The following is a 19,336-nucleotide window of genomic DNA, read 5'->3' on the forward strand; positions in this document are numbered from 1 at the left end:
ATGGCCTTTTACAATTTTTAGCTTGCGCGAACGATCAATGCGGCTGCGGCTCCATGCCGCCTTCGGCCTCGCCGTCGCCCTTTGCTTCGCCGTCACCCTTCACTTCACTGGGACCGTCCTTCTTGGTGCCTGCCTTCGGCACTGCCGAACCACGGCTGCCCGGAGAATCGTCGCCCAGATCGCGAGCGGGCTTCTCGCCCTTCAGCAGGGCCTTGATCTCGTCGCCCGTCAGGGTTTCGTATTCAAGCAGACCCTCGGCAATCGCAACGAAACCATCGTGGTTTTCCGTCAGGATGCGACGCGCCTCACCATAGGCCTCGTCGATCAGGCGGCGAACTTCCGTATCGATGGTCTGGGCCGTTGCCTCGGAGACGTTCTTCGACTGCGAAACGGAATGGCCGAGGAAGACTTCCTGCTGGTTTTCACCATAGGACACCTGGCCAAGAGCATCGGAGAAGCCCCATTGGGTTACCATGGCGCGGGCAAGCTTGGTGGCCTGCTCGATATCCGAAGACGCGCCGGAGGTGATGTTTTCCTTGCCGAAGGTCAGTTCCTCGGCAACGCGGCCACCCATCATGATGACGAGGCGCGATACCATCCATTTGTAGCTCATGGAGTAGCGGTCGCCTTCCGGCAACTGCATGACCATGCCGAGCGCGCGGCCGCGCGGGATGATCGTCGCCTTATGCAACGGATCGGCCACGGCAACCTTCAGTGCGGTGATGGCATGTCCGGCTTCGTGATAGGCGGTCAGCTTCTTTTCGGCCTCGGTCATGGCGGAGGAACGACGTTCCGCACCCATCATGATCTTGTCCTTGGCGTCTTCGAATTCCTGCATGGTGACCACGCGCTTGTTGCGGCGGGCAGCCATGAGGGCAGCTTCGTTGACGAGGTTCATCAGGTCCGCACCCGAAAAACCGGGGGTACCACGGGCCAGAACCTTAAGGTCGACATTCGGCGCCAGAGGCACGTTGCGGATATGCACCTTGAGGATGCGCTCGCGGCCGACAATATCCGGGTTCGGCACGACGACCTGACGATCGAAACGACCGGGACGCAGAAGTGCGGGGTCAAGAACGTCGGGGCGGTTGGTGGCGGCGATGAGGATAATGCCTTCATTCGCCTCGAAACCGTCCATCTCGACCAGCAGCTGGTTCAGCGTCTGCTCGCGTTCGTCGTTACCGCCGCCGAGACCGGCGCCACGATGGCGGCCGACGGCGTCGATTTCATCGATGAAGATGATGCAGGGCGCATTCTTCTTGGCCTGCTCAAACATGTCACGCACACGGCTTGCGCCGACGCCGACGAACATTTCCACAAAATCCGAACCGGAAATGGTGAAGAACGGCACATTGGCTTCGCCGGCGACGGAACGCGCCAGAAGTGTCTTACCCGTGCCGGGCGGGCCGACCAGCAGCACGCCGCGCGGAATCTTACCGCCGAGGCGCTGGAATTTCTGCGGATCACGCAGGAATTCGACGATTTCCTCGAGATCCTGCTTGGCTTCGTCCACGCCTGCAACGTCATCGAACGTCACGCGGCCATGGGCTTCCGTCAAAAGCTTGGCCTTGGATTTGCCAAAGCCCATCGCACCACGCGAGCCGCCCTGCATCTGCCGCATGAAAAACAGCCAGACGCCGAGAATGAGGAACATCGGCAGAAGCGTGCCGAGATAGCTCAGGAAACCGGAGGAACCGTCGCTTTCGGGACGCGCCACGATGGTCACGTTCTTGCTCTGCAAGCGCTCCATCAGGCTGTCATCGATGACGGGGGAATAGGTCTGAAAGGCCGTGCCGTTTTCGGTATAGGTTCCGAGAACCCGGTTACCGGTGACGGTCACGTCGCGAACTCGCCCGGAATCCACATCGCGAAGAAACTGGGAATACGGAATTTCCCGCGAACCCGTTTGCGTCGGCGATGTCTGGAACATGCTGAACAATGCGATCAGCAAGAGGGCAATCACGGCCCACAAGGCGAAATTTCTGAAATTTGGGTTCATCGAACTCCCCGAACTCACACGGACAAATTTGCTGCCCGCTATAATGTGCCCCTAACATAAGGACGACATCTCCCGTTGCCAAGGCGAACGGCGTTATCTGATGCGTTTTGGTGTAAAAACTATTCCAAGGCAATTCACGAAAAAGAGGCCGGATTTAAACCGGGGGCTGTGGATATGCCGTCCGCCCGAATAAATTGGCGATTGCATTCGCCAACTCAAGGTCGAAACGTGACAGGAACAGATCGAAAGGTGCGAGCCTCGGCGTGACGGTGACGGCCTCCGCCCGCGAACCCGGCTCATCGGCTGCTGCGGCAATTTGCGGCAGCCCCGCCATCGCCTGCTTCGCCACCCCGGCCGGTACCGACGGAAAAAGCGCGGCCACTTCCGCAGTATCGCTGGCCCTGTGCGCTTTGACGTGCACTGGAAAAGCCGATCCGTTCTTCACGAGAAAACGATCGTCCCACAATCTCTGTTCATGTGCGCCAATATCAAGCTCCGGCAGGTTTCGCTGCTCGCGGAACATATAAAGCCCGTCCCGCCGGCGATCGAGCAGGACGCGACCGACCGTCAGTCGCCCGTTTTCAGCCGCTTTAAGAAACTCCAGAACGCGCGCCATGCTGCTTGCGGCCGGAAAATATGCCCTTCCCCCAAGGGTTGCGATCAGCGCCGCCAACCCATGCCGGAACTCGGGAAGATCGGGATTGACGCCATCGCCGGCCAATCTGGCTAGCGCAGCATGGAAAACCTGTGTATGCCCCCGCAGAAAAGCAGCCGTTGTTTCGGAAAGCGCCTGCCTTTTGAGAGAGGTTTCCACATCGATCCGGACAGGAGAGACGGGAAGCGCCTGCCGTACACGCACCCTTTCATATCGGGTATTTTCATTGCTCGGATCGTCAAACCAACCGCGCGAGCGGGAGGACACATAGCCACGGATCGCCTGCCTCTCACACATCAGGAACGGCCGCATGATCCAATGGCGGCCATCGTATAAGACCGCATCCGCCATGCCGGAGAGACCGAGATTGTCAGAGCCGCCGCTGCGGGCAGCGCGCATCGCCACGGTTTCGCGCTGGTCGCCGACCGTATGTCCCGTCACGACAAGATCGGCGCCCGTCTCGCGGGCGACCTCGGCAATCAGGCGGTAGCGGGCAAGCCGGGAGGCTTCGGAAAGGCCCGAGGCCGGTTTGATGCCGTCCCATCGGCGGGTAACGTGGGGGATGCCTATTTCGGCGCAGAGCATCGCCACCTTGCGCGCCTCATCGGCGGATTCCGCTCTCAGCGCATGGTCTACGGTGACGGCGGAAAGGCGCAAGCCATCCCGATCCATCTCCACCATTGCCTCATGCAAGGCCAGCAACAGACCGGTGGAATCACTGCCTCCGGAGATTGCGACGAGCATATGGGCGGGTGTGTGGAGATTTTTGACAAAAGACCTTGCCGCCGCGAGCGGCGCAACAGTCTTTTCGTTCAGAATGCGGGCATCAACCGGCATGGAAATACCCGCCACGGCAGGGAAAAATCAGCAGCTCAGCCGTTTCTGTTCGCTGGCAACCTTGCTCAGCACGGTCTTGGAAGCATTGGGATAACGCTTCGGCACCTCGCGCAGCGTGGCGCAGGCGGTTTCGGTATTGTCGAGAGCGGCAAGCGACATGCCGAGCTTCATCAGCATTTCCGGCGCCTTCGGCGATTTGCCATAGGCCTGATGGCCGTTCAGGAAGGTCTTTGCGGCCTCGTTGAACTTGCCCTGGGAATATTGCGCCTCGCCCAGCCAGAAGCTCGCATCCGCGGCCTTCGTGCCCTTGGGATAACCCTGCAGATATTGCTGGAACCCCTGTTCCGCCAGCTTGTAGTCACCGGAAAGAACATGCCCGTAAGCGGCCTGATAAATATCGCCTTCGCTGGTAAGCGCCGCCGTATTCACCGGATCCGTCTTGCGCTGGCTATTGCCCGTGCTGACGCCCGGAAGGCTGGCGGAGGAATTATTCGCGCCTTGATTCAACGTGCCGCCAACCGGCATTCCCTTGGAATCAAGCTCGATGGAGCCGAGCGTCGTCTCTCCCGGTGCCCCTGTCGGCGCGGTGGAGGGAGCAGACGGAGAAACGGAAGCGCCACCCTCGGGTGGCGTTTCGATGATCGTTGCAACGTCGTCGGTCGGCGGTGAGGCCGGATTGACCGGACTGGCTTCCGCCTTCTTTTTCGGCGCAGCGGTCGGGCTTGCACCCTTGCCGCCGGCATTGCCGCTCTCCAGTTCCTGGAAGCGGAACTCATTGTCTTCCTGCGCCTTGCGGATCGTTTCCTGCATCTGCAGAAGCTGGAAGCTCATTTCCTCGATACGGCCGTTGAGCTGCCGGATCTGTTCTTCAAGCTGCTGAACCCGATAGGCTTCATTGGCCTGAACCCGGACGACCGGGGGCTGCTGCTGAGAGTTGATCGTGCCGAAGCTACCCCCCGCACCTAACAGCGGACCCGAAACGGCGATGCCGCTCAAGCCGGTGCAGGCTGCAAGCCCCAGCATTCCCGCCACGACAAGTTTCTTCATCTCATTCGTCCTGCCTTAACTGATTTGCACCGGAATGGCGCAAGCCGGATTTTTTCCATATCAACCGAAAAAGCAACTTAACTTCGGCCAAACTGTGAAAAAAACAAAAGGCGGCCCAAAGACCGCCTTTCATTCAAGATCACGATAACGTCAGGCAATCACATGCCCGCGCCACCGAGAACCGTCACGGCGCGGCGGTTCTGCGACCAGCAGGAGATGTCGTCGCAAACGGCGACCGGCTTTTCCTTGCCGTAGGAGATCGTCTTCATGCGGTTAGCCGGAACGCCCTGGGAAGCCAGGAAGTCGCGGGTTGCAGCCGCACGACGGGCGCCGAGCGCCAGGTTGTATTCGCGCGTGCCGCGTTCGTCGGCATGGCCTTCAACGGTGATGGCGTAGTTCGGGTAACGGGCGAGCCACTGAGCCTGGCGCTGCAGGGTCTGCTGGGCGTCAGCGCGGATAGAGGTCGAGTCGGTATCGAAGAAGATGCGGTCGCCGACATTGACCGTGAAGTCCTGCTGGGAGCCCGGCGTTGCGGAGCCCGCGCCACCAAGGCCAAGTTCACCGGCGCTGTTCGGCATGTTCTTCTTGTTCGCGCAGCCTGCGAGAGCGAGCGCGAGCGTCATGGCGATGACAGCCGGGTTACGGGCCAGTTTCTGCATGGGGCTGAGTGCCGAAATGTGTGTACGGCTCATCGCCGGTCTCTCCTTAGGATTTCAATAACGTTGCCGGACACTAACTGATCGCGGTTAATAGCCGGCAAACGCTTATGGTTAACAGAAAGGAAATGTCCCATTTTTTTGCTCCCTCACAACACTTTGCGGCAAGAAAGAGGCGCACTTCCCCATGGTATCAAGTAAAACATGACGGCGCCGGTTCATGCCGGCGCCGTCATGGCAGTCATATCAGTCCAGAAGCGGCGACCATGCCGGATCCGAAGCGAAAGTCGGCGTCTTGATGAGCTGCTCGTTGTAGCCCGTCAGGTCGATCGAATAGAGCTGCGGACCGCCCGCACCGGCGTTCTGACGGAAGAACATCAGCACGCGGCCGTTCGGCGCCCAGGTCGGGCCTTCATTGTGGAAACCGCTGGTCAGGATGCGCTCGCCCGAACCGTCGGTCTTCATCACGCCAATCGAGAACTTGCCGCCCGACTGCTTGGTGAAGGCGATCAGATCGCCGCGCGGCGACCAGACCGGCGTGGAATAGGAACCATCGCCGAAGGAAACGCGCTGCTGGCCGGAACCATCGGCATTCATGACGTAAATCTGCTGGCGGCCGCCGCGGTCGCTTTCGAAGGCGACGCGCTGACCGTCGGGCGAATAGGACGGCGCCGTATCGATCGCCGACGTGTTCGTCAGCCGCGTCGTGGTGCGAGAGCGCAGGTCCATCGTGTAGATATTGGCATTGCCATCCTGCTGCAGGCTCATGATGACCTTCTGGCCATCCGGCGAGAAGCGCGGCGAGAAGGTCATGCCGGGGAAATTGCCGACAACTTCGCGCTGTCCGGTTTCCAGCTGCAGCAGGTAGACGCGCGGCTGCTGGCCTTCGAAGGACATGTAGGTCACTTCCTGACGGTTCGGCGAGAAACGCGGCGTCAGGACGATGTCGTTCGAGTTGGTGAGATTGCGGACGTTGAAGCCATCCTGGTCCATGATCGACAGCTGGCGCTTGCGGGCCGTCTTCGGGCCGCTTTCAGAGACGAAAACGACGCGGGTGTCGAAGTAGCCCTTTTCACCGGTGATCCGCTCATAGATGGCATCAGCGATGATGTGGGCGACGCGGCGCCAGTTTTCCGGCTGGGTAAAGAACTGCTGGCCAGTCATCTGCTGGTTGGCGAACGTATCCCACAGGCGGAATTCGGCGCGCAGGCGGCCATCGCTTTCACGCGTGACACGGCCGGTCACGAGCGCCTGGGCGTTGATGACCTTCCAGTCCTCGAAACGCGGCTGCTGATCCGGATTGCTGATCTTTTCGATGAAGGCGTTCTTGTTGACCGGCGCAAAAAGGCCGGAACGCTGCAGGTCGGCGGCAATGACCGCGGAAACCTGCGCGCCGATGCCGTCGCTCGACATGAAGTCGGTGATGGCGATGGGCAGCGGCTCGACATTGCCCTTGTTGATGTTGATTTCCACCCGCGCAAACGCCGGTGCGGAGAAAACCGACATGAGGGCCGCGACAGCGAGCACCAGCCGGATCGGCGAAAATATCTTCATGTTGCCAGGCCTTTCAGCATTCATAGCAATTCACTGGGATCGAAGTTCACGACAACTTCGTTCCATGCGTCATATTTGTCGGCAGGAAGGTTGGTGAACGGAGCAGAACGCATGATGGCGCGATAGGCTCCGCCGGAAAGAGCACGGCGCGTTCCTTCGGAACCGCCGGTCGCCTCGATCTCGGGCCGACCGATGATGGTTCCATCACGGTCGAGCTTCATGGTGACCCGAACGCGAACGTCCGAGGCATCCGCCATGCCGGGAATGATCTGCCAGTTCTTCTGGATCGCGCCACGCAGCGCATCCATTTCCGTCTGGCTGAGCGTCGAACCGCCCGTCGTTTTCTTGCCGCCAAGCGAGGCCTGCTGGGTGGAGCGCTTGGCGCCGCCACCCGAAGGCGCCTGCTTGTTCAAAAGCGCGGCGATATCGTCAGCGTTAAAATCGCTTTCCTTCGAGGAAGCCGATTTCGCAGTCTCCTGCTTCTTCTCGCCGGGCTTCTTGTCGGAAGGCTTGTCGGTGGACTTCGCCTGATCGGGCTTGGTCTCGGCCGGTTTTTCCGCGGGCTTCTGCTCGGCAGGCTTGGTCTCGGCCTGCTTCGGCTCTTCCGGCTTCGGCGGCTCGGGACGGGAATTCGGGCGCGGTACGTTCTGCGGCACGGGAATTTCGGCCGGTTCCTGCTGCGCGGGCGGCGGCTCTTCGGCCTTCGTTTCCTGCGGCGGCGGCTCCGTCTTCGGCTGCGGCGCGATCTCGGGCTTGGTCTGCGGCAAGGCGGCCATTTCCTGCGGCTTCGGAGCCGAGGTTTCTTCCTTGACGATTTCCTTCACCTCGTTCGCCTTGGTGTCGACGACGGGTTGCGGCTTTTCCTGCTTTGGCGGAGCGGCAGCGCTGATATTGTCGTTCGGCTTGGTGGTCGGCGTCGGCGGCGCGTCAAGATCGACCGTGTTGTTGCCGACGTTCTGGGCGTTCTCGACGATATCCGGACGCGTGGTCGGAACGGGGGCCGACTTTTCCGCTTTCGGCGCGTTCTTGTCCCCCTGCTGGATCTGGCTCAGCTCCTCGATGGGCACCAGTTCCACCGGCAGAGCCTCGGCCTGCGACACGTCAAGCGGCTCCGGCGAGCCCAGGGAAACGAGGGCGAAAGCCAGAAGCGACGCATGCACGATCGCGGATGTGGTAAGGCTGCCCTTCATCGTTTTACGTCAATTGTCCTGTTTCTGCTGGGTCACAAGGCCGATATTCTTGAAGCCCGCCGCCTGGATGCGCGCCATCACATCTGCGACGACGCCGTATGCGGCAACGGAATCCGCGCGCACGAAGATGCGCTCGTTATAACCTGTCGTGGCGATTGCCTGCAGCTTGTCGGCCACTTCTGCCGCCTGAATTTCCGTTTCCTGCAGATGGATCTGGCCATTGGCGTTGACGGAAATGGTGATCGGCTGCGTATCCGAGTTCAGCGCATTGGCGGATGTCTGCGGCAGATCGATCGGCACGCCGACCGTCATCATCGGCGCTGCCACCATGAAGATGATGAGCAGCACGAGCATGACGTCGACCAGCGGCGTCACGTTGATCTCGCTGATCGCGCCGCCCCTGCGTCGTCCGCCGCGCCCCCGGCGTCCACCGGAACCGCCGCCGCTGCCACCTGCTGACATACCCATATCATTTACTCCATTTTGCCTTGCGGCAAATTACTGCACAGCATGCGGCCGCTTACTGGGCGGCCTGCCGCGTCTGAAGTTTTTCATCGATCTGGCGCGACAGGATCGCGGAGAACTCGTCGGCGAAACCTTCCATGCGGGCGGAAAGCTTGTGCGCGTCGGCCGTAAACTTGTTGTAAGCGATAACCGCGGGAATAGCCGCGACAAGACCGATGGCCGTTGCCAGAAGCGCTTCGGCGATACCCGGCGCCACGACCGCAAGGTTGGTGGACTTCGAACCGGCAATCGCCTGGAACGAGGTCATGATACCCACAACCGTACCGAAGAGACCGATGAACGGACCGGCCGAACCGATGGTGGCGAGCGAACCGAGGCGCGCCTCGTATTGTTCGCTTTCACGCGCCATGGTCACGTCCATCGCCCGGTCGATGCGCATCTGCAGACCGATGGGCGAGCGTGCGCCGCGCTCGAAGGATTTCTTCCATTCGCGCATGGCGGAAACGAAAATCGCCGCGAGACCGCCATTCTGGCGTTCCGCCAGCGTGCGATAAAGCTCTTCGAGCGACTGGCCCGACCAAAAGACCTGTTCGAACTGGTCGAACTGGCGTCTTGCCTTGCCGAAGCTCACATATTTGTCGAAGACGATCGCCCACGTCCAGACCGAGGCGGCGATAAGTCCGATCATCACGAGCTTCACGATGAGGCCCGCCTGCATAAACAGTGCCCAGAGACTTACATCGTGCGTCGCCGCTGCCAAACCTGCCTGTTCCATAAATATCCAATCCCCGAATCCAAACGCCCGGTACGGGACCGGGCGATTCAAACGCGTGTTAACGCTCGAAGTCCTGCAGCAACAGCCGCCAACCCCTTAGCCATACCCCGATACTTGCCAGTAAGCCTTACTTGCCAATAAATTTGGTAAAAGGAAGGCGTGCGCCGCACAAATGCCAGTTGCTAAAGTAAGACACCATTATGGTTAAAGGAGTGTTACAACCGGGCCACGCCGGATGGATTTACTGGATCGGGCTGCCAATTACTTCAGGAATTTTTCCGCCACCGTCTCCGGAAGACGCCTCGGGCGACCGTTGGCGTTGATGACGGCGATGATGACCTTGGCGGCGACCAGCAGTGTTTCGCCGCGCCGGATTTCCTGATTGAGCACCATTTTCGCGCCGCCGGCCTTCTCGGTGATAGTCGTGATCGTCAAGACGTCATCCATCCGCGCCGGGCTTTTGAAATCGATCTCCATGCGATGCACGACGAAGACCAGCCCCTCCTCATCGGCAGTCAGAAGCGCGCTCTGTTCGCAGCCGAGGCAACGCAGGTAGTCTGTGCGGCCGCGTTCGAGAAAATGCAGGTAGCGGGCGTGATAAACGAGGCCGGAGAAATCCGTGTCCTCGTAATAGACACGCTGCGTCAGGCGGTGGCCATGTTCGATAAGCTCACCCGAAAGCGAAACCACAAGCTCGCTCATATTATCTCCTTGGGAATTTCAACTGCATCGCGGCGTCCTTCACGGACAATAAGATGCTCATGCCGTTGCGGCAGCGCGTCGATACGCTCCGCGATGAAACGGGGCCTCAGATCGCTCTTCAGAAGTGCTGAAGGCTGCGCGGGCAGCCAGCGGAACTCCACCTCGACACCATCCAGCATCCGATGCACGATATCGCTTTCATGGAACGGCAGGGGCTGGCGAAGCGAAACGAGATAATAAAATCCGAGTTCATGCGCCGCAAAATCGTCATAGGCGAAAAAATTCTCGGCCGACCAGAGAAGACGTTCGACCGAACAATCCCGGTCAAGCTCCTCGCCGATCTCGCGGATGATGGTTTCCTGCGAGCTTTCGCCGATTTCGGCACGGCCGCCGGGCAAGGCCCAGTAACTGTCCTTCGCACCGCGCTGGACGAGAACATGGCCGTTCTGAAAGATCAGCGCCGCCACGCGCATGCTGAAAAGCTGCGGTTTCCGGTCCAGCCGGATCATGTGACGTTCAGGGGCAGAGGTCATTTATCGTCCAGATCGCCGTCATGCCAGACGAGGTGTCTCGTGGCCTTCGGCAGGTGCTCTATTTCGTCGGCGATGAAATAGGGCGGAATATCAAGCTCGGTCAATGCCTGACGGGTTGCGGCGACCCAGCGGAACTCCAGCTCGTTATCGCCGTCCTGAACGCGGTGAATGATATCGGTCGGATGAAAGGCCAGCGTCTCCGGCAGGTCCATCAGGTAATAAAACCCGAGTTCGTGCCAGTCCTTGCCTTCGTAGTGGAAGAAATTTTCGACCGCCCAGAGAAGCCGCCCGATCTTGGCCTCGACGCCAAGCTCTTCCACCATTTCGCGCGCCAGCGTTTCTTCGGAGCGTTCGCCCATTTCGGCGCGGCCGCCCGGAAAGGTCCAGAATTTTTCATGCGACGCCCGGTGCACCAGCACGTGGCCATCGCGAAACGCCAGTCCCGCCACCCGCATCTGAAAAATGCGCTTCGGCTTGAACTTGATGCGGATGCGGGTGTCCTGCTTGGTATCGTGTGTCATGGCGCTGACCTGCGGGCTGGAAACATCAAATCGGTTTCCGTCCACCCTAGCGCATCCATCTCATCTTTTCTTGCCTTTGCGTCATCTCCCACAATGAATTCATCCAGTTGCGGCGGCTTGAGCGCGGTGCCGGACAACATGGCATGCGCCTGCCCGCGATGATGCGTCTGGTGCTGGAAGAGATGCGACAGAATATCGTCGTAGCGATCATGTTGGATACGCGCACCGCGGTGAATATTGACGTTAGCGGCAAGGCCGTCTTCATCGAGGCTGTCGACAAATGCGATCAGCACCTCGTCCAACTCCGTCTGGGCAACATGCAGATCGGCCATGGTGGCGAAAGGCTCTTCTTCAGCAAAGGCCGCAAGGCCGAGCGTGCCGCCTTGCAGGGCATCGATATAAAAACGGTCAACGGTGTAGATGTGGTTCAGCGTCGCGCGCAGCGTCGGAAAGAAACTCACACGGTACGCGACGAACGCTTCCTGCGAAAGCTGAAGACAGGCCTGATGCAGCCGAAAATTGGCCAGCCGGTTGTTGCGCGCGAGTTTGCGGAAGACCCGCAGCGGATCGTAAGACATGAAGGCTCCTCCATTGCCGCCGAAGGGCGGCGTCGTTCAATAGACGCGCTCAAGCTCCGATCTGCTTTTCAGAACCCTGGCGCCGTCTTCCTGTTCGATCAGATAGGCAGGCTCCTGCCTGCTCGCCTTCCGCTTTATTCTGGAGCCGGCGATGGTGCGTTCGACATCAACCGTGAAAATCTCGACGATTTTACCTTCACCGGTACCACTGCCCCAGTTCCACCGGACCTTCGTGCCCTTGCGATACACCGACATGATCATCTCCGTGCCAAAGACGATCAAATGCCGGCACGCCGGGCTTGTTCCCTCAATCCTCCTCCAGGGTCAGCCGGAACTGCGCCGCCTCAAGATCCTTGGGTGGCTGCTTGCCCAGATGTTTCCAGGCCGTGCCGGTCAGAATGCGACCGCGCGGCGTGCGCTGGATGAAGCCCTGCTGGATCATATAGGGTTCGATAATATCCTCGATCGCGTCGCGCGGCTCCGAAAGGCCGGCGGCGATGGTTTCGATGCCAACCGGGCCTCCGCCGAAATTGACCGCGATCATGGTGAGATACCGCATGTCGAGCTGGTCGAGACCCATTTTGTCGACCAGAAGCCGGGTCAAGGCCTCATCGGCGATCTCGCGGGTAACGGCTTCCGCCCGCGCCACCTCGGCGAAATCGCGCACGCGGCGCAGTAGCCGTCCGGCGATACGCGGCGTGCCGCGGGCACGCCTTGCCACCTCGCGTGCACCCTCATCGGTCATGTTCAGGCCCATCAGCCGCGCGCCGCGTCGGACGATCAATTCCAGTTCGTCGACGGTGTAAAAAGCCAACCGGACGGGAATGCCGAAACGGTCGCGCAGCGGCGTCGTCAAAAGCCCAAGACGGGTCGTCGCGGCGACAAGGGTAAATTTGGAAAGATCGATCTTCACCGAACGTGCCGCCGGTCCTTCGCCGATGATGAGGTCGAGCTGGAAATCCTCCATTGCCGGATAGAGAATTTCTTCCACCGCCGGGTTGAGACGGTGGATTTCGTCGATGAAGAGTACGTCGCGCTCCTCGAGATTGGTCAAAAGCGCGGCGAGATCGCCCGCCTTGGCGATGACGGGGCCGGAGGTGGATTTGAAGTTGACGCCAAGTTCCTTGGCCATGATCTGCGCCAGCGTCGTCTTGCCGAGACCGGGCGGGCCGACGAACAACACGTGATCCAGCGCTTCGCCACGGTTCTTGGCCGCCTCGATAAACACCTTGAGATTGGCGCGGGCCTCCGCCTGGCCGGTAAAATCGTCCAGCGACTGCGGGCGCAGGGTGGTGTCGATGTCCTCACCGCGCTTTTCGGGGGTGATAAGCCTTGCCGCATCACTCATGTCAGAAGTTCCATTCCGGGCAGCTTGCGAGCAGCTTTTTTGTCAAACGTATATGTCGCCACGCAGCCATTGACCCTGTTGCTTTCCGATACAATCGCGTCGGAAAAATCCGCATTTGTATTCCGGCATATGTCGATGGCATTGCCAATCGCCTCATAATCCGGAATTTCCAGTTCCCGCCGCTCAAGCATAAGCTGGAAAAACTCCAGAACGGCGCTTTTGGGATAACCGTAGAACTGGCCAAGTACCCACGCCGTCTCCAAAATCACAGCGAGACTTACAAGCAGGGTTTCTCCGTCCTCAAGCCGTGTAAGAAGACGCTTCACCGTTTCTTTTTGTTCGACATCGTCATCTACCACGATACGGAGCAGAATATTCGTGTCTATTCCGAAACGGCTGGTCATTCGTCTTCCGTCGTATCCGTAGAACGCTTGTACCGCGCAACAGCTCCCTCACCAATCGCATCATTCATCTGCTCGATGGTAAGCTTTTTGCCATTCGGGGGTTTACCGAGAATTCCGGCCAGATCGGCAAGAGATTTATTGCGAGGGACAACGATCATCTCCCCGTTACGAACCCAGGCGTAACATTTGTCGCCGGGCTTGATTTTCAATTGTTCGCGCACGTTCTTGGGAACTGTCATCTGCCCTTTGGAGGTGATTGTCACCTGAAAGCCCATGCCGCTGCCCTTTTCTTACTTTTTACCCATTGTAAGGAATTTAGCATCAAGCGCATCAACGCGAAAGCTCTTTCAGCCCGAGCCGGATCAGCTTGGCGCTGTCGCCGCCCTCCCCGCCGTTCTTCAGCGCCGCGGCAACCGCGTTGGCGGCCTGGTCGCGCGAGTAGCCGAGATTGGTGAGCGCGGAGACGGCATCCGCTACCGGCGCGGACGCGACGCCTTCGCCAAGCTCCTGCTTGAGGCCCATTGAGGCGGAAGCCTCTCCCGCAAAGGTCGGAGCCTTGTTGCGAAGCTCGGTCACAAGACGCACCGCCACCTTCGGCCCGACGCCCGGCGTGCGTGAGATCATCGTTTTGTCCTGTAGCGCAATGGCATTTGCCAGTTCGGAGGGCGACAGCGTGGAAAGAACGGCCAAGGCCACTTTCGAGCCAACACCCTGCACGCTTTGCAGCAGGTTGAACCATTCCCGCTCCAGCGCCGAGAGAAAACCGAAGAGCTTCAGCTGGTCCTCACGCACATAGGTTTCGATGAACAGCACCACCGCCTCCCCCACGGAGCCGATTTTCGACAGCGTGCGCGCCGAACAATAGGCGACGTAACAGACGCCGTGCACATCCACCAGCACATAGTCCGCGCCGATTTCCTCGATGCTGCCTTTCAGTTTTCCGATCATGATGCCGCCCGCTGCAATGAGATTTTAAATATTCAACCGGCCGCCAGCAGTCGCCGCATCCTGTCACCGCCGCGATTATGGGCGTGGCAGATTGCGATGGCGAGCGCGTCCGCCGCATCGTTACCCTTGAATTCGGCCTTCGGCATCAGGATTTTCAGCATCATGTGAATTTGCTGCTTTTCGCCGTGCCCGACACCGATGACGGCCTTCTTCACCGCATTCGGCGCATATTCAAAGACCGGCAACCCTGCGCGCGCCGGAACCAGCATGGCGATGCCGCGCGCCTGGCCGAGTTTCAGCGTCGCAACCGCATCCTTGTTCACGAAGGTCTGCTCCACCGCCGCCTCATCGGGCTGATGGCTGTGCACGATATCCGCCAGCCCGTCATGCAGCTGGCAGAGCCGCGAGGCGAGATCCATATCACCGTCCGACGTCACCGTGCCGGAGGCGACAAACCGCAGACTGTTACCGAGGGTGTCGATCACCCCCCAGCCGGTGCGCCTTAATCCGGGGTCAATGCCGATGATTCGAATCGTCTTTTGCATGAGGCACCTTATCTTTCCGGCTGCGACCCTGCCAGCGATAAGTGAACAAAACGACAACATTCATCAAATTTGCAGTGCAGCATTTACCTCTGCTTAAACCGCGTACCGCATTGTTCCCCCCACAAAATAAAAAAGGGGAGCTGCGGACATGATGATCCGCAGCATAATATCTGAGCCATATCAGCCATCCGGTGGCGCCACATGCATGGCGCGGGAACTGATCCGGCATTGGGGGCTGCATCGGCCATGCTGAACCGTTTTCATTCCATATCCACCAAAGTGCTGGCGATTTTCCTGGCGCTGATGGCGATCTCGACCGGGGCTCTGACACTTCTCGGTTATCAGAGCAGCAGCGGCGTTCTGGAAGAACAGGCGTCGAAATCCATGGAGAGCATTCTCGTCTTTCGCGGCGACATGCTTCAGGAGCGTCTTGAGCAACTGAAAACGCAGGCGGATTCCATCGCCAAGATCGAATCCCTGCAAATGGCTGTCGTTTCCATGCGCAGCGGCTGGGCGACCGTGCAGAAGAACTCGGGCGACGCGAAGGCGGAACTGCAGCGCGTCTTCGTCAAGGAAAACCCCTTCGGCGAAAAGGAAAAGCTGATCAAGCCGGAAAGCCCGAGCGGCTTTTATTATTCCACCCATGAAAAAACCCAGACGGATATTGGCGGTTATCTGCAGGGAACGCCGTTCAGCGACGTTCTCTTCATCGATCCCGCAGGCACGGTCTATTACTCTTACCTGAAAGGATCGGCTTTCGGGGAAACCGTCACCGGCAGCGCCTGGGCGGAAAGCGGCCTCGGCGCGGCCTTCGCACGTGGCGCCGCAAATGCCGAAAAGGCCGTTAACGACGTGGCCCAGACCAGCTTCTCCGGCCTGCGCATCGATGCCGCCACGAAAGAGGCCGGCATTTATTTCGGCGTTCCCGTCGTCAAGTTCGGCGCTTTCAAGGGCATCGTCCTCTTCCGGGTCAAGGAAGAGATCTTCGGCCAAATCCTCACGAAGGGTGTGACGGCCGGCAGTTCCGAGCAGTCGGCAATCGTTTCCGCCGATGGCAAGGTTATCGGCGTGGAGGGCAACAGGCTGGTCGGTCTCGATCCGGCAATCTATGGCTTCCACGGGCAGGCGCTGAATACGACGGGCATGACGATTGCCAAGATCGACCGTGCGGATGGCGAAGCCAATGCCTATGCCCGCCCCTTCTCCTTTGCCGGGGAAAAATATCTCGCGGTGGAAAGCATGCTGCGCAGCGAATTGAATGCGGGCTCGGTTTCGATTGCCGGCACGCTTGCCGTGATCGGCCTTTGCGTTCTGGCGGCCATGTGCGCGGCGACGGCCTTCTTTGCGCGACGCCTGTTCGCACCGCTGGAAAAGCTTGCAGGATTGACCGGCGAAGTGGCCGCAGGCCGTCTCGATGCGGAGATCGGCAATCAGGACCGGAAGGACGAGATCGGCCGCATGGCGCGGGCGCTTGGCAGTTTCCGCGAAAAGCTCATCCTGCAGCGGGAGATGCAAGAAACCGCATCGCGCACGCGTGAGGAAGCCGAAACGGCCCGCCGCGCGCATCTTGCGGAACGGGAGGCCGAGGCCGGCACCCTGCAGATGGTCGTGCATTCCCTGGATGAAGGGCTGGATCGGCTGGCGAACGGCAATCTCGCCTATCGTATCGAAACCGTCTTCCCCGACGATCTCGAAAGCCTGCGCCATAACTTCAACACGGCACTTTCCCGGCTCAGCGAAACCATGCAGGCCATCGGTGGCAACTCCGCCGCCGTTCGTGGCGGTTCCGAGGAGATGCGAGTGGGCGCCGATCAGCTCGCCGAACGGACCGAACGGCAGGCAGCTTCCATCACCGAAACGGCAAGCGCGATCAAGGCGATCACGGAGGCCGTCCGCGACCAGATCGAACGCGCCGAACAGGCAACGCGGATAGCCCGCGACGCCAGCGCGGAGGCCACGGCATCCAGCCGCATCATGGAGCAGACCATCGCCGCCATGGAGGCGATCCAGACCTCGTCACGCCAGATCAACCAGATCATCGGCGTCATCGATGAAATCGCCTTTCAGACCAATCTTCTCGCCCTCAATGCCGGCGTTGAGGCAGCCCGTGCGGGCGAAGCCGGCAAGGGCTTTGCGGTCGTGGCGCAGGAGGTGCGCGAACTGGCGCAGCGTTCGGCAGCGGCCGCAAAGGAGATCACCAGCCTGCTGAAACGTTCCACGGACGAAGTTTCCGCCGGCGTGGCGCTGGTGGAAAAAGCAGGCACGTCGCTTTCCGGCATCGGCAAGCATGTGCAGACCATCAGCACGCGCATCGAGGAGATCATGGACTCCACCCGCGAGGAAGCGCACACGCTCTCGGAAATCAACAGCACCGTCGCCAGCCTCGACGCCATGACCCAGCAGAATGCCGCCATGGTAGAAGAAACGACGGCCGCCATTCACAATCTCGCCTCCGAAGCGGGTGAAATGGATGGCAGGCTTGGACAATTCACGCTGGCTTCCGACCGGGATGCAGCAGGTCATCGCGACGCCCGACTAATTCGGCGGGCAGGCTGAAAAAGCAAAGGGGCCTCTTCGGAGGCCCCAATTTTTTTGAACCATCCTTCAATTCTGCGCGACTTCACTGGTAAATCGGGACACGCGCCTTACATCCGCAGCTAAAGATTTCAATTTCGCAGGAGCGTCGGATGATCCCCTTTTCCATTCTCGACCTTTCGCCCATCGGCGAAGGCGAGAGCGTCAGCGAGGCGCTTGAAAACTCCCGCCGAATGGCGATAAAGGCCGAAGAACACGGCTATAACCGCATCTGGCTGGCGGAGCACCACGGCATGCCGGGCATTGCCAGTGCGGCAACATCGCTCGTCATCGCCCATGTGGGCGCGGCCACGAAACATATCCGCGTCGGCTCCGGCGGCATCATGTTGCCCAACCACTCCCCGCTCGTCATCGCCGAGCAGTTCGGCACGCTTGCGGCGCTGCTTCCCGGCCGTGTCGATCTCGGTCTTGGCCGTGCGCCCGGAACCGACATGCGCACGGCACGGGCGCTGCGCCGCAATCTCGATGCCGGCGCGGAAAACTTCCCGCACGATATCGTCGAACTCCAGCGTTACCTTGGTCCGCCGCAGCAGGATCAGGCGATTCTTGCCGTGCCAGGCATGAATTCGAATGTGCCGATCTGGCTGCTCGGCTCCAGCACCTACAGCGCACATCTCGCCGCAGCCCTCGGCCTGCCCTATTCCTTCGCCTCGCATTTTGCCCCTGACATGCTGATGGAAGCGATCCATATCTATCGCGAGCGCTTCCAGCCCTCCGAAGTACTGGACAAGCCCTATGTGATGGTGGGTGTGATGGGGGTCGGCGCCGATACGGACGAGGAGGCGCAGCATCTCTTCACCTCGTCGCAGCAGCAATTCGTCAACCTGCGCCGCAACGTGCGCACGCAGTTTCCGAAGCCGGTGCACAGCATGGACGATTACTGGAACGAGATGGAACGTTTCTCTGTCGAACACACGCTGCGTTTTGCGGCCGTCGGCTCGCCTGAGACGATCCAGCGCCATCTCGACGGTTTCCTGGCGGAAACGCAGGCGGATGAGCTGATCGTTTCCATGCCGATCCATGACATCGAAAAGCGACTGCGATCCGTGGAGATTTTTGCCGACGTGCGAACCTCCATAAAGAAGGCTGCCTAAACAAAAAAGCCCCGGAGCGGATCGCTGCCGGGGCTTTCTTTGAAACATGAGACGTCAGGCGGAAAGCTTGGCGAGAATTTCTTCAGACACTTCGAAGTTGGAGTAGACGTTCTGCACGTCGTCATCGTCTTCGAGATTGTCGATGAGCTTCATCAGCGACTGCGCCTTTTCTTCATCCACCGGCACCGTGTTCTGCGGCTTCCAGATAGCCTTGACGCTTTCGGCTTCGCCCAGCACGCCTTCCAGCGCCTTGGAAACCTCGTTCATCGCTTCGAAACCGCAGATGATGGTGTGGCCGTCCTCGGAAGATTCGACGTCGTCGGCGCCGGCTTCGATGGCGGCTTCCATCACCTTGTCGGCATCGCCGACTTCAGCCTTGTAGGAGATTTCGCCAACCCGATCGAATGAGAACGAGACCGAGCCGGTTTCGCCGAGAGCGCCGCCGGCCTTGGTGAAAATGGAGCGAACGTTGGAAGCGGTGCGGTTGCGGTTGTCCGTCAGGGCCTCGACGATGACGGCGACGCCGCCCGGGCCGTAACCTTCGTAACGGACTTCGTCATAGTTTTCGCCATCGGCGCCGGACGCCTTCTTGATCGCACGCTCGATGTTGTCCTTCGGCATGGACTGGGCCTTGGCGTTCTGGATTGCCAGACGCAGGCGCGGGTTCATGTTCGGGTCGGGCATGCCCGTCTTTGCCGCAACGGTGATTTCGCGCGCAAGCTTGGAAAACATTTTGGACCGCACGGAGTCCTGCTTGCCCTTGCGGTGCATGATGTTCTTGAACTGTGAATGACCAGCCATGGAAAACCTGATTGTCGTAATTTGGAGATTGCGGGCCTTATAAGTGCGATAGCCGCGCCATTCAACCCCGCAAGCGCTTTCTCTTGCCG

The 19,336-nt window shown here is 59.9% G+C and carries 21 protein-coding genes; 2 read left to right on the forward strand and 19 right to left on the reverse strand.

The window, feature by feature from the left end:
* Nucleotides 1–34: 34 nt before the first annotated feature.
* From ftsH to ruvC, 18 genes are all read right to left on the reverse strand, one after another.
* On the reverse strand, nt 35–1,999 hold the full coding sequence (gene ftsH / locus AGR7B_RS17580; protein WP_080819500.1) for an ATP-dependent zinc metalloprotease FtsH: 1,965 nt from the start codon (nt 1,997–1,999) through the stop codon (nt 35–37).
* A gap of 154 nt (nt 2,000–2,153) precedes the next feature.
* Nucleotides 2,154–3,491 (reverse strand): tRNA lysidine(34) synthetase TilS, encoded by a 1,338-nt coding sequence (gene tilS, locus AGR7B_RS17585; RefSeq protein WP_080857461.1) that lies wholly within the window; start codon nt 3,489–3,491, stop codon nt 2,154–2,156.
* 27 nt (nt 3,492–3,518) lie between these two features.
* Nucleotides 3,519–4,538, reverse strand: coding sequence for a tol-pal system protein YbgF (gene ybgF, locus AGR7B_RS17590; RefSeq protein WP_162934192.1), 1,020 nt, complete (start codon nt 4,536–4,538; stop codon nt 3,519–3,521).
* Nucleotides 4,539–4,696: 158 nt separating this feature from the next.
* Nucleotides 4,697–5,230, reverse strand: a complete 534-nt coding sequence (gene pal / locus AGR7B_RS17595; protein ID WP_003506243.1) for a peptidoglycan-associated lipoprotein Pal — start codon at nt 5,228–5,230, stop codon at nt 4,697–4,699.
* A 210-nt stretch (nt 5,231–5,440) separates the two neighbouring features.
* A complete protein-coding gene (gene tolB / locus AGR7B_RS17600; RefSeq protein ID WP_003523242.1) occupies nt 5,441–6,748 on the reverse strand; it encodes a Tol-Pal system beta propeller repeat protein TolB in 1,308 nt (435 codons plus the stop codon).
* Between the two features lie 20 nt (nt 6,749–6,768).
* Nucleotides 6,769–7,938 carry a cell envelope integrity protein TolA gene (locus AGR7B_RS17605; RefSeq protein ID WP_003523241.1) on the reverse strand — a complete coding sequence of 390 codons (1,170 nt, stop codon included), beginning with the start codon at nt 7,936–7,938 and terminating at the stop codon, nt 6,769–6,771.
* Nucleotides 7,939–7,947: 9 nt separating this feature from the next.
* Nucleotides 7,948–8,406: a protein TolR gene (tolR, locus tag AGR7B_RS17610; protein WP_003523240.1), complete on the reverse strand. Its 459-nt coding sequence runs from the start codon at nt 8,404–8,406 to the stop codon at nt 7,948–7,950.
* A gap of 52 nt (nt 8,407–8,458) precedes the next feature.
* The gene (gene tolQ / locus AGR7B_RS17615; protein WP_003523238.1) at nt 8,459–9,178 is read right to left on the reverse strand and encodes a protein TolQ; all 720 of its coding nucleotides are present in this window, start codon (nt 9,176–9,178) and stop codon (nt 8,459–8,461) included.
* A 261-nt stretch (nt 9,179–9,439) separates the two neighbouring features.
* Nucleotides 9,440–9,880, reverse strand: a complete 441-nt coding sequence (gene ybgC, locus AGR7B_RS17620) for a tol-pal system-associated acyl-CoA thioesterase (protein ID WP_065656478.1) — start codon at nt 9,878–9,880, stop codon at nt 9,440–9,442.
* The gene (locus tag AGR7B_RS17625) at nt 9,877–10,413 is read right to left on the reverse strand and encodes an NUDIX hydrolase (RefSeq protein ID WP_080857462.1); all 537 of its coding nucleotides are present in this window, start codon (nt 10,411–10,413) and stop codon (nt 9,877–9,879) included. Before AGR7B_RS17625 ends, ybgC begins: the two co-directional genes overlap by 4 nt.
* A complete protein-coding gene (locus tag AGR7B_RS17630; protein ID WP_078052024.1) occupies nt 10,410–10,934 on the reverse strand; it encodes an NUDIX hydrolase in 525 nt (174 codons plus the stop codon). Before AGR7B_RS17630 ends, AGR7B_RS17625 begins: the two co-directional genes overlap by 4 nt.
* Nucleotides 10,931–11,512 (reverse strand): DinB family protein, encoded by a 582-nt coding sequence (locus AGR7B_RS17635; protein WP_080857463.1) that lies wholly within the window; start codon nt 11,510–11,512, stop codon nt 10,931–10,933. The genes AGR7B_RS17630 and AGR7B_RS17635 overlap by 4 nt, the downstream gene beginning before the upstream one ends.
* Before the next feature lie 36 nt (nt 11,513–11,548).
* Complete coding sequence (locus AGR7B_RS17640) at nt 11,549–11,767, reverse strand: hypervirulence associated TUDOR domain-containing protein (protein ID WP_078052217.1); 219 nt, start codon at nt 11,765–11,767, stop codon at nt 11,549–11,551.
* A 52-nt stretch (nt 11,768–11,819) separates the two neighbouring features.
* Complete coding sequence (gene ruvB, locus AGR7B_RS17645; protein ID WP_080857464.1) at nt 11,820–12,860, reverse strand: Holliday junction branch migration DNA helicase RuvB; 1,041 nt, start codon at nt 12,858–12,860, stop codon at nt 11,820–11,822.
* The gene (locus tag AGR7B_RS17650; RefSeq protein ID WP_065656484.1) at nt 12,857–13,264 is read right to left on the reverse strand and encodes a type II toxin-antitoxin system VapC family toxin; all 408 of its coding nucleotides are present in this window, start codon (nt 13,262–13,264) and stop codon (nt 12,857–12,859) included. The genes ruvB and AGR7B_RS17650 overlap by 4 nt, the downstream gene beginning before the upstream one ends.
* The gene (locus tag AGR7B_RS17655) at nt 13,261–13,539 is read right to left on the reverse strand and encodes an AbrB/MazE/SpoVT family DNA-binding domain-containing protein (protein ID WP_078052026.1); all 279 of its coding nucleotides are present in this window, start codon (nt 13,537–13,539) and stop codon (nt 13,261–13,263) included. Before AGR7B_RS17655 ends, AGR7B_RS17650 begins: the two co-directional genes overlap by 4 nt.
* A gap of 55 nt (nt 13,540–13,594) precedes the next feature.
* Entirely contained in the window at nt 13,595–14,212 is a 618-nt protein-coding gene (ruvA, locus tag AGR7B_RS17660; protein ID WP_080857465.1) for a Holliday junction branch migration protein RuvA, read from the reverse strand.
* Between the two features lie 32 nt (nt 14,213–14,244).
* Nucleotides 14,245–14,757, reverse strand: a complete 513-nt coding sequence (ruvC, locus tag AGR7B_RS17665) for a crossover junction endodeoxyribonuclease RuvC (RefSeq protein WP_003523217.1) — start codon at nt 14,755–14,757, stop codon at nt 14,245–14,247.
* Between the two features lie 246 nt (nt 14,758–15,003).
* Between ruvC and AGR7B_RS17670 the strand changes: the two genes are divergently transcribed.
* Both AGR7B_RS17670 and AGR7B_RS17675 read left to right on the forward strand, forming a co-directional pair.
* Nucleotides 15,004–17,313 carry a methyl-accepting chemotaxis protein gene (locus AGR7B_RS17670; protein ID WP_080857466.1) on the forward strand — a complete coding sequence of 770 codons (2,310 nt, stop codon included), beginning with the start codon at nt 15,004–15,006 and terminating at the stop codon, nt 17,311–17,313.
* Between the two features lie 131 nt (nt 17,314–17,444).
* Complete coding sequence (locus AGR7B_RS17675) at nt 17,445–18,446, forward strand: LLM class flavin-dependent oxidoreductase (RefSeq protein WP_080819508.1); 1,002 nt, start codon at nt 17,445–17,447, stop codon at nt 18,444–18,446.
* 54 nt (nt 18,447–18,500) lie between these two features.
* Here the strand turns inward: AGR7B_RS17675 and AGR7B_RS17680 are convergent, their stop codons facing one another.
* On the reverse strand, nt 18,501–19,247 hold the full coding sequence (locus AGR7B_RS17680) for a YebC/PmpR family DNA-binding transcriptional regulator (RefSeq protein ID WP_003523214.1): 747 nt from the start codon (nt 19,245–19,247) through the stop codon (nt 18,501–18,503).
* Between the last annotated feature and the right edge of the window lie 89 nt (nt 19,248–19,336).

It is taken from the genome of Agrobacterium deltaense RV3 (genome assembly GCF_900013505.1).
GTDB classification, from domain to species: domain Bacteria; phylum Pseudomonadota; class Alphaproteobacteria; order Rhizobiales; family Rhizobiaceae; genus Agrobacterium; species Agrobacterium leguminum.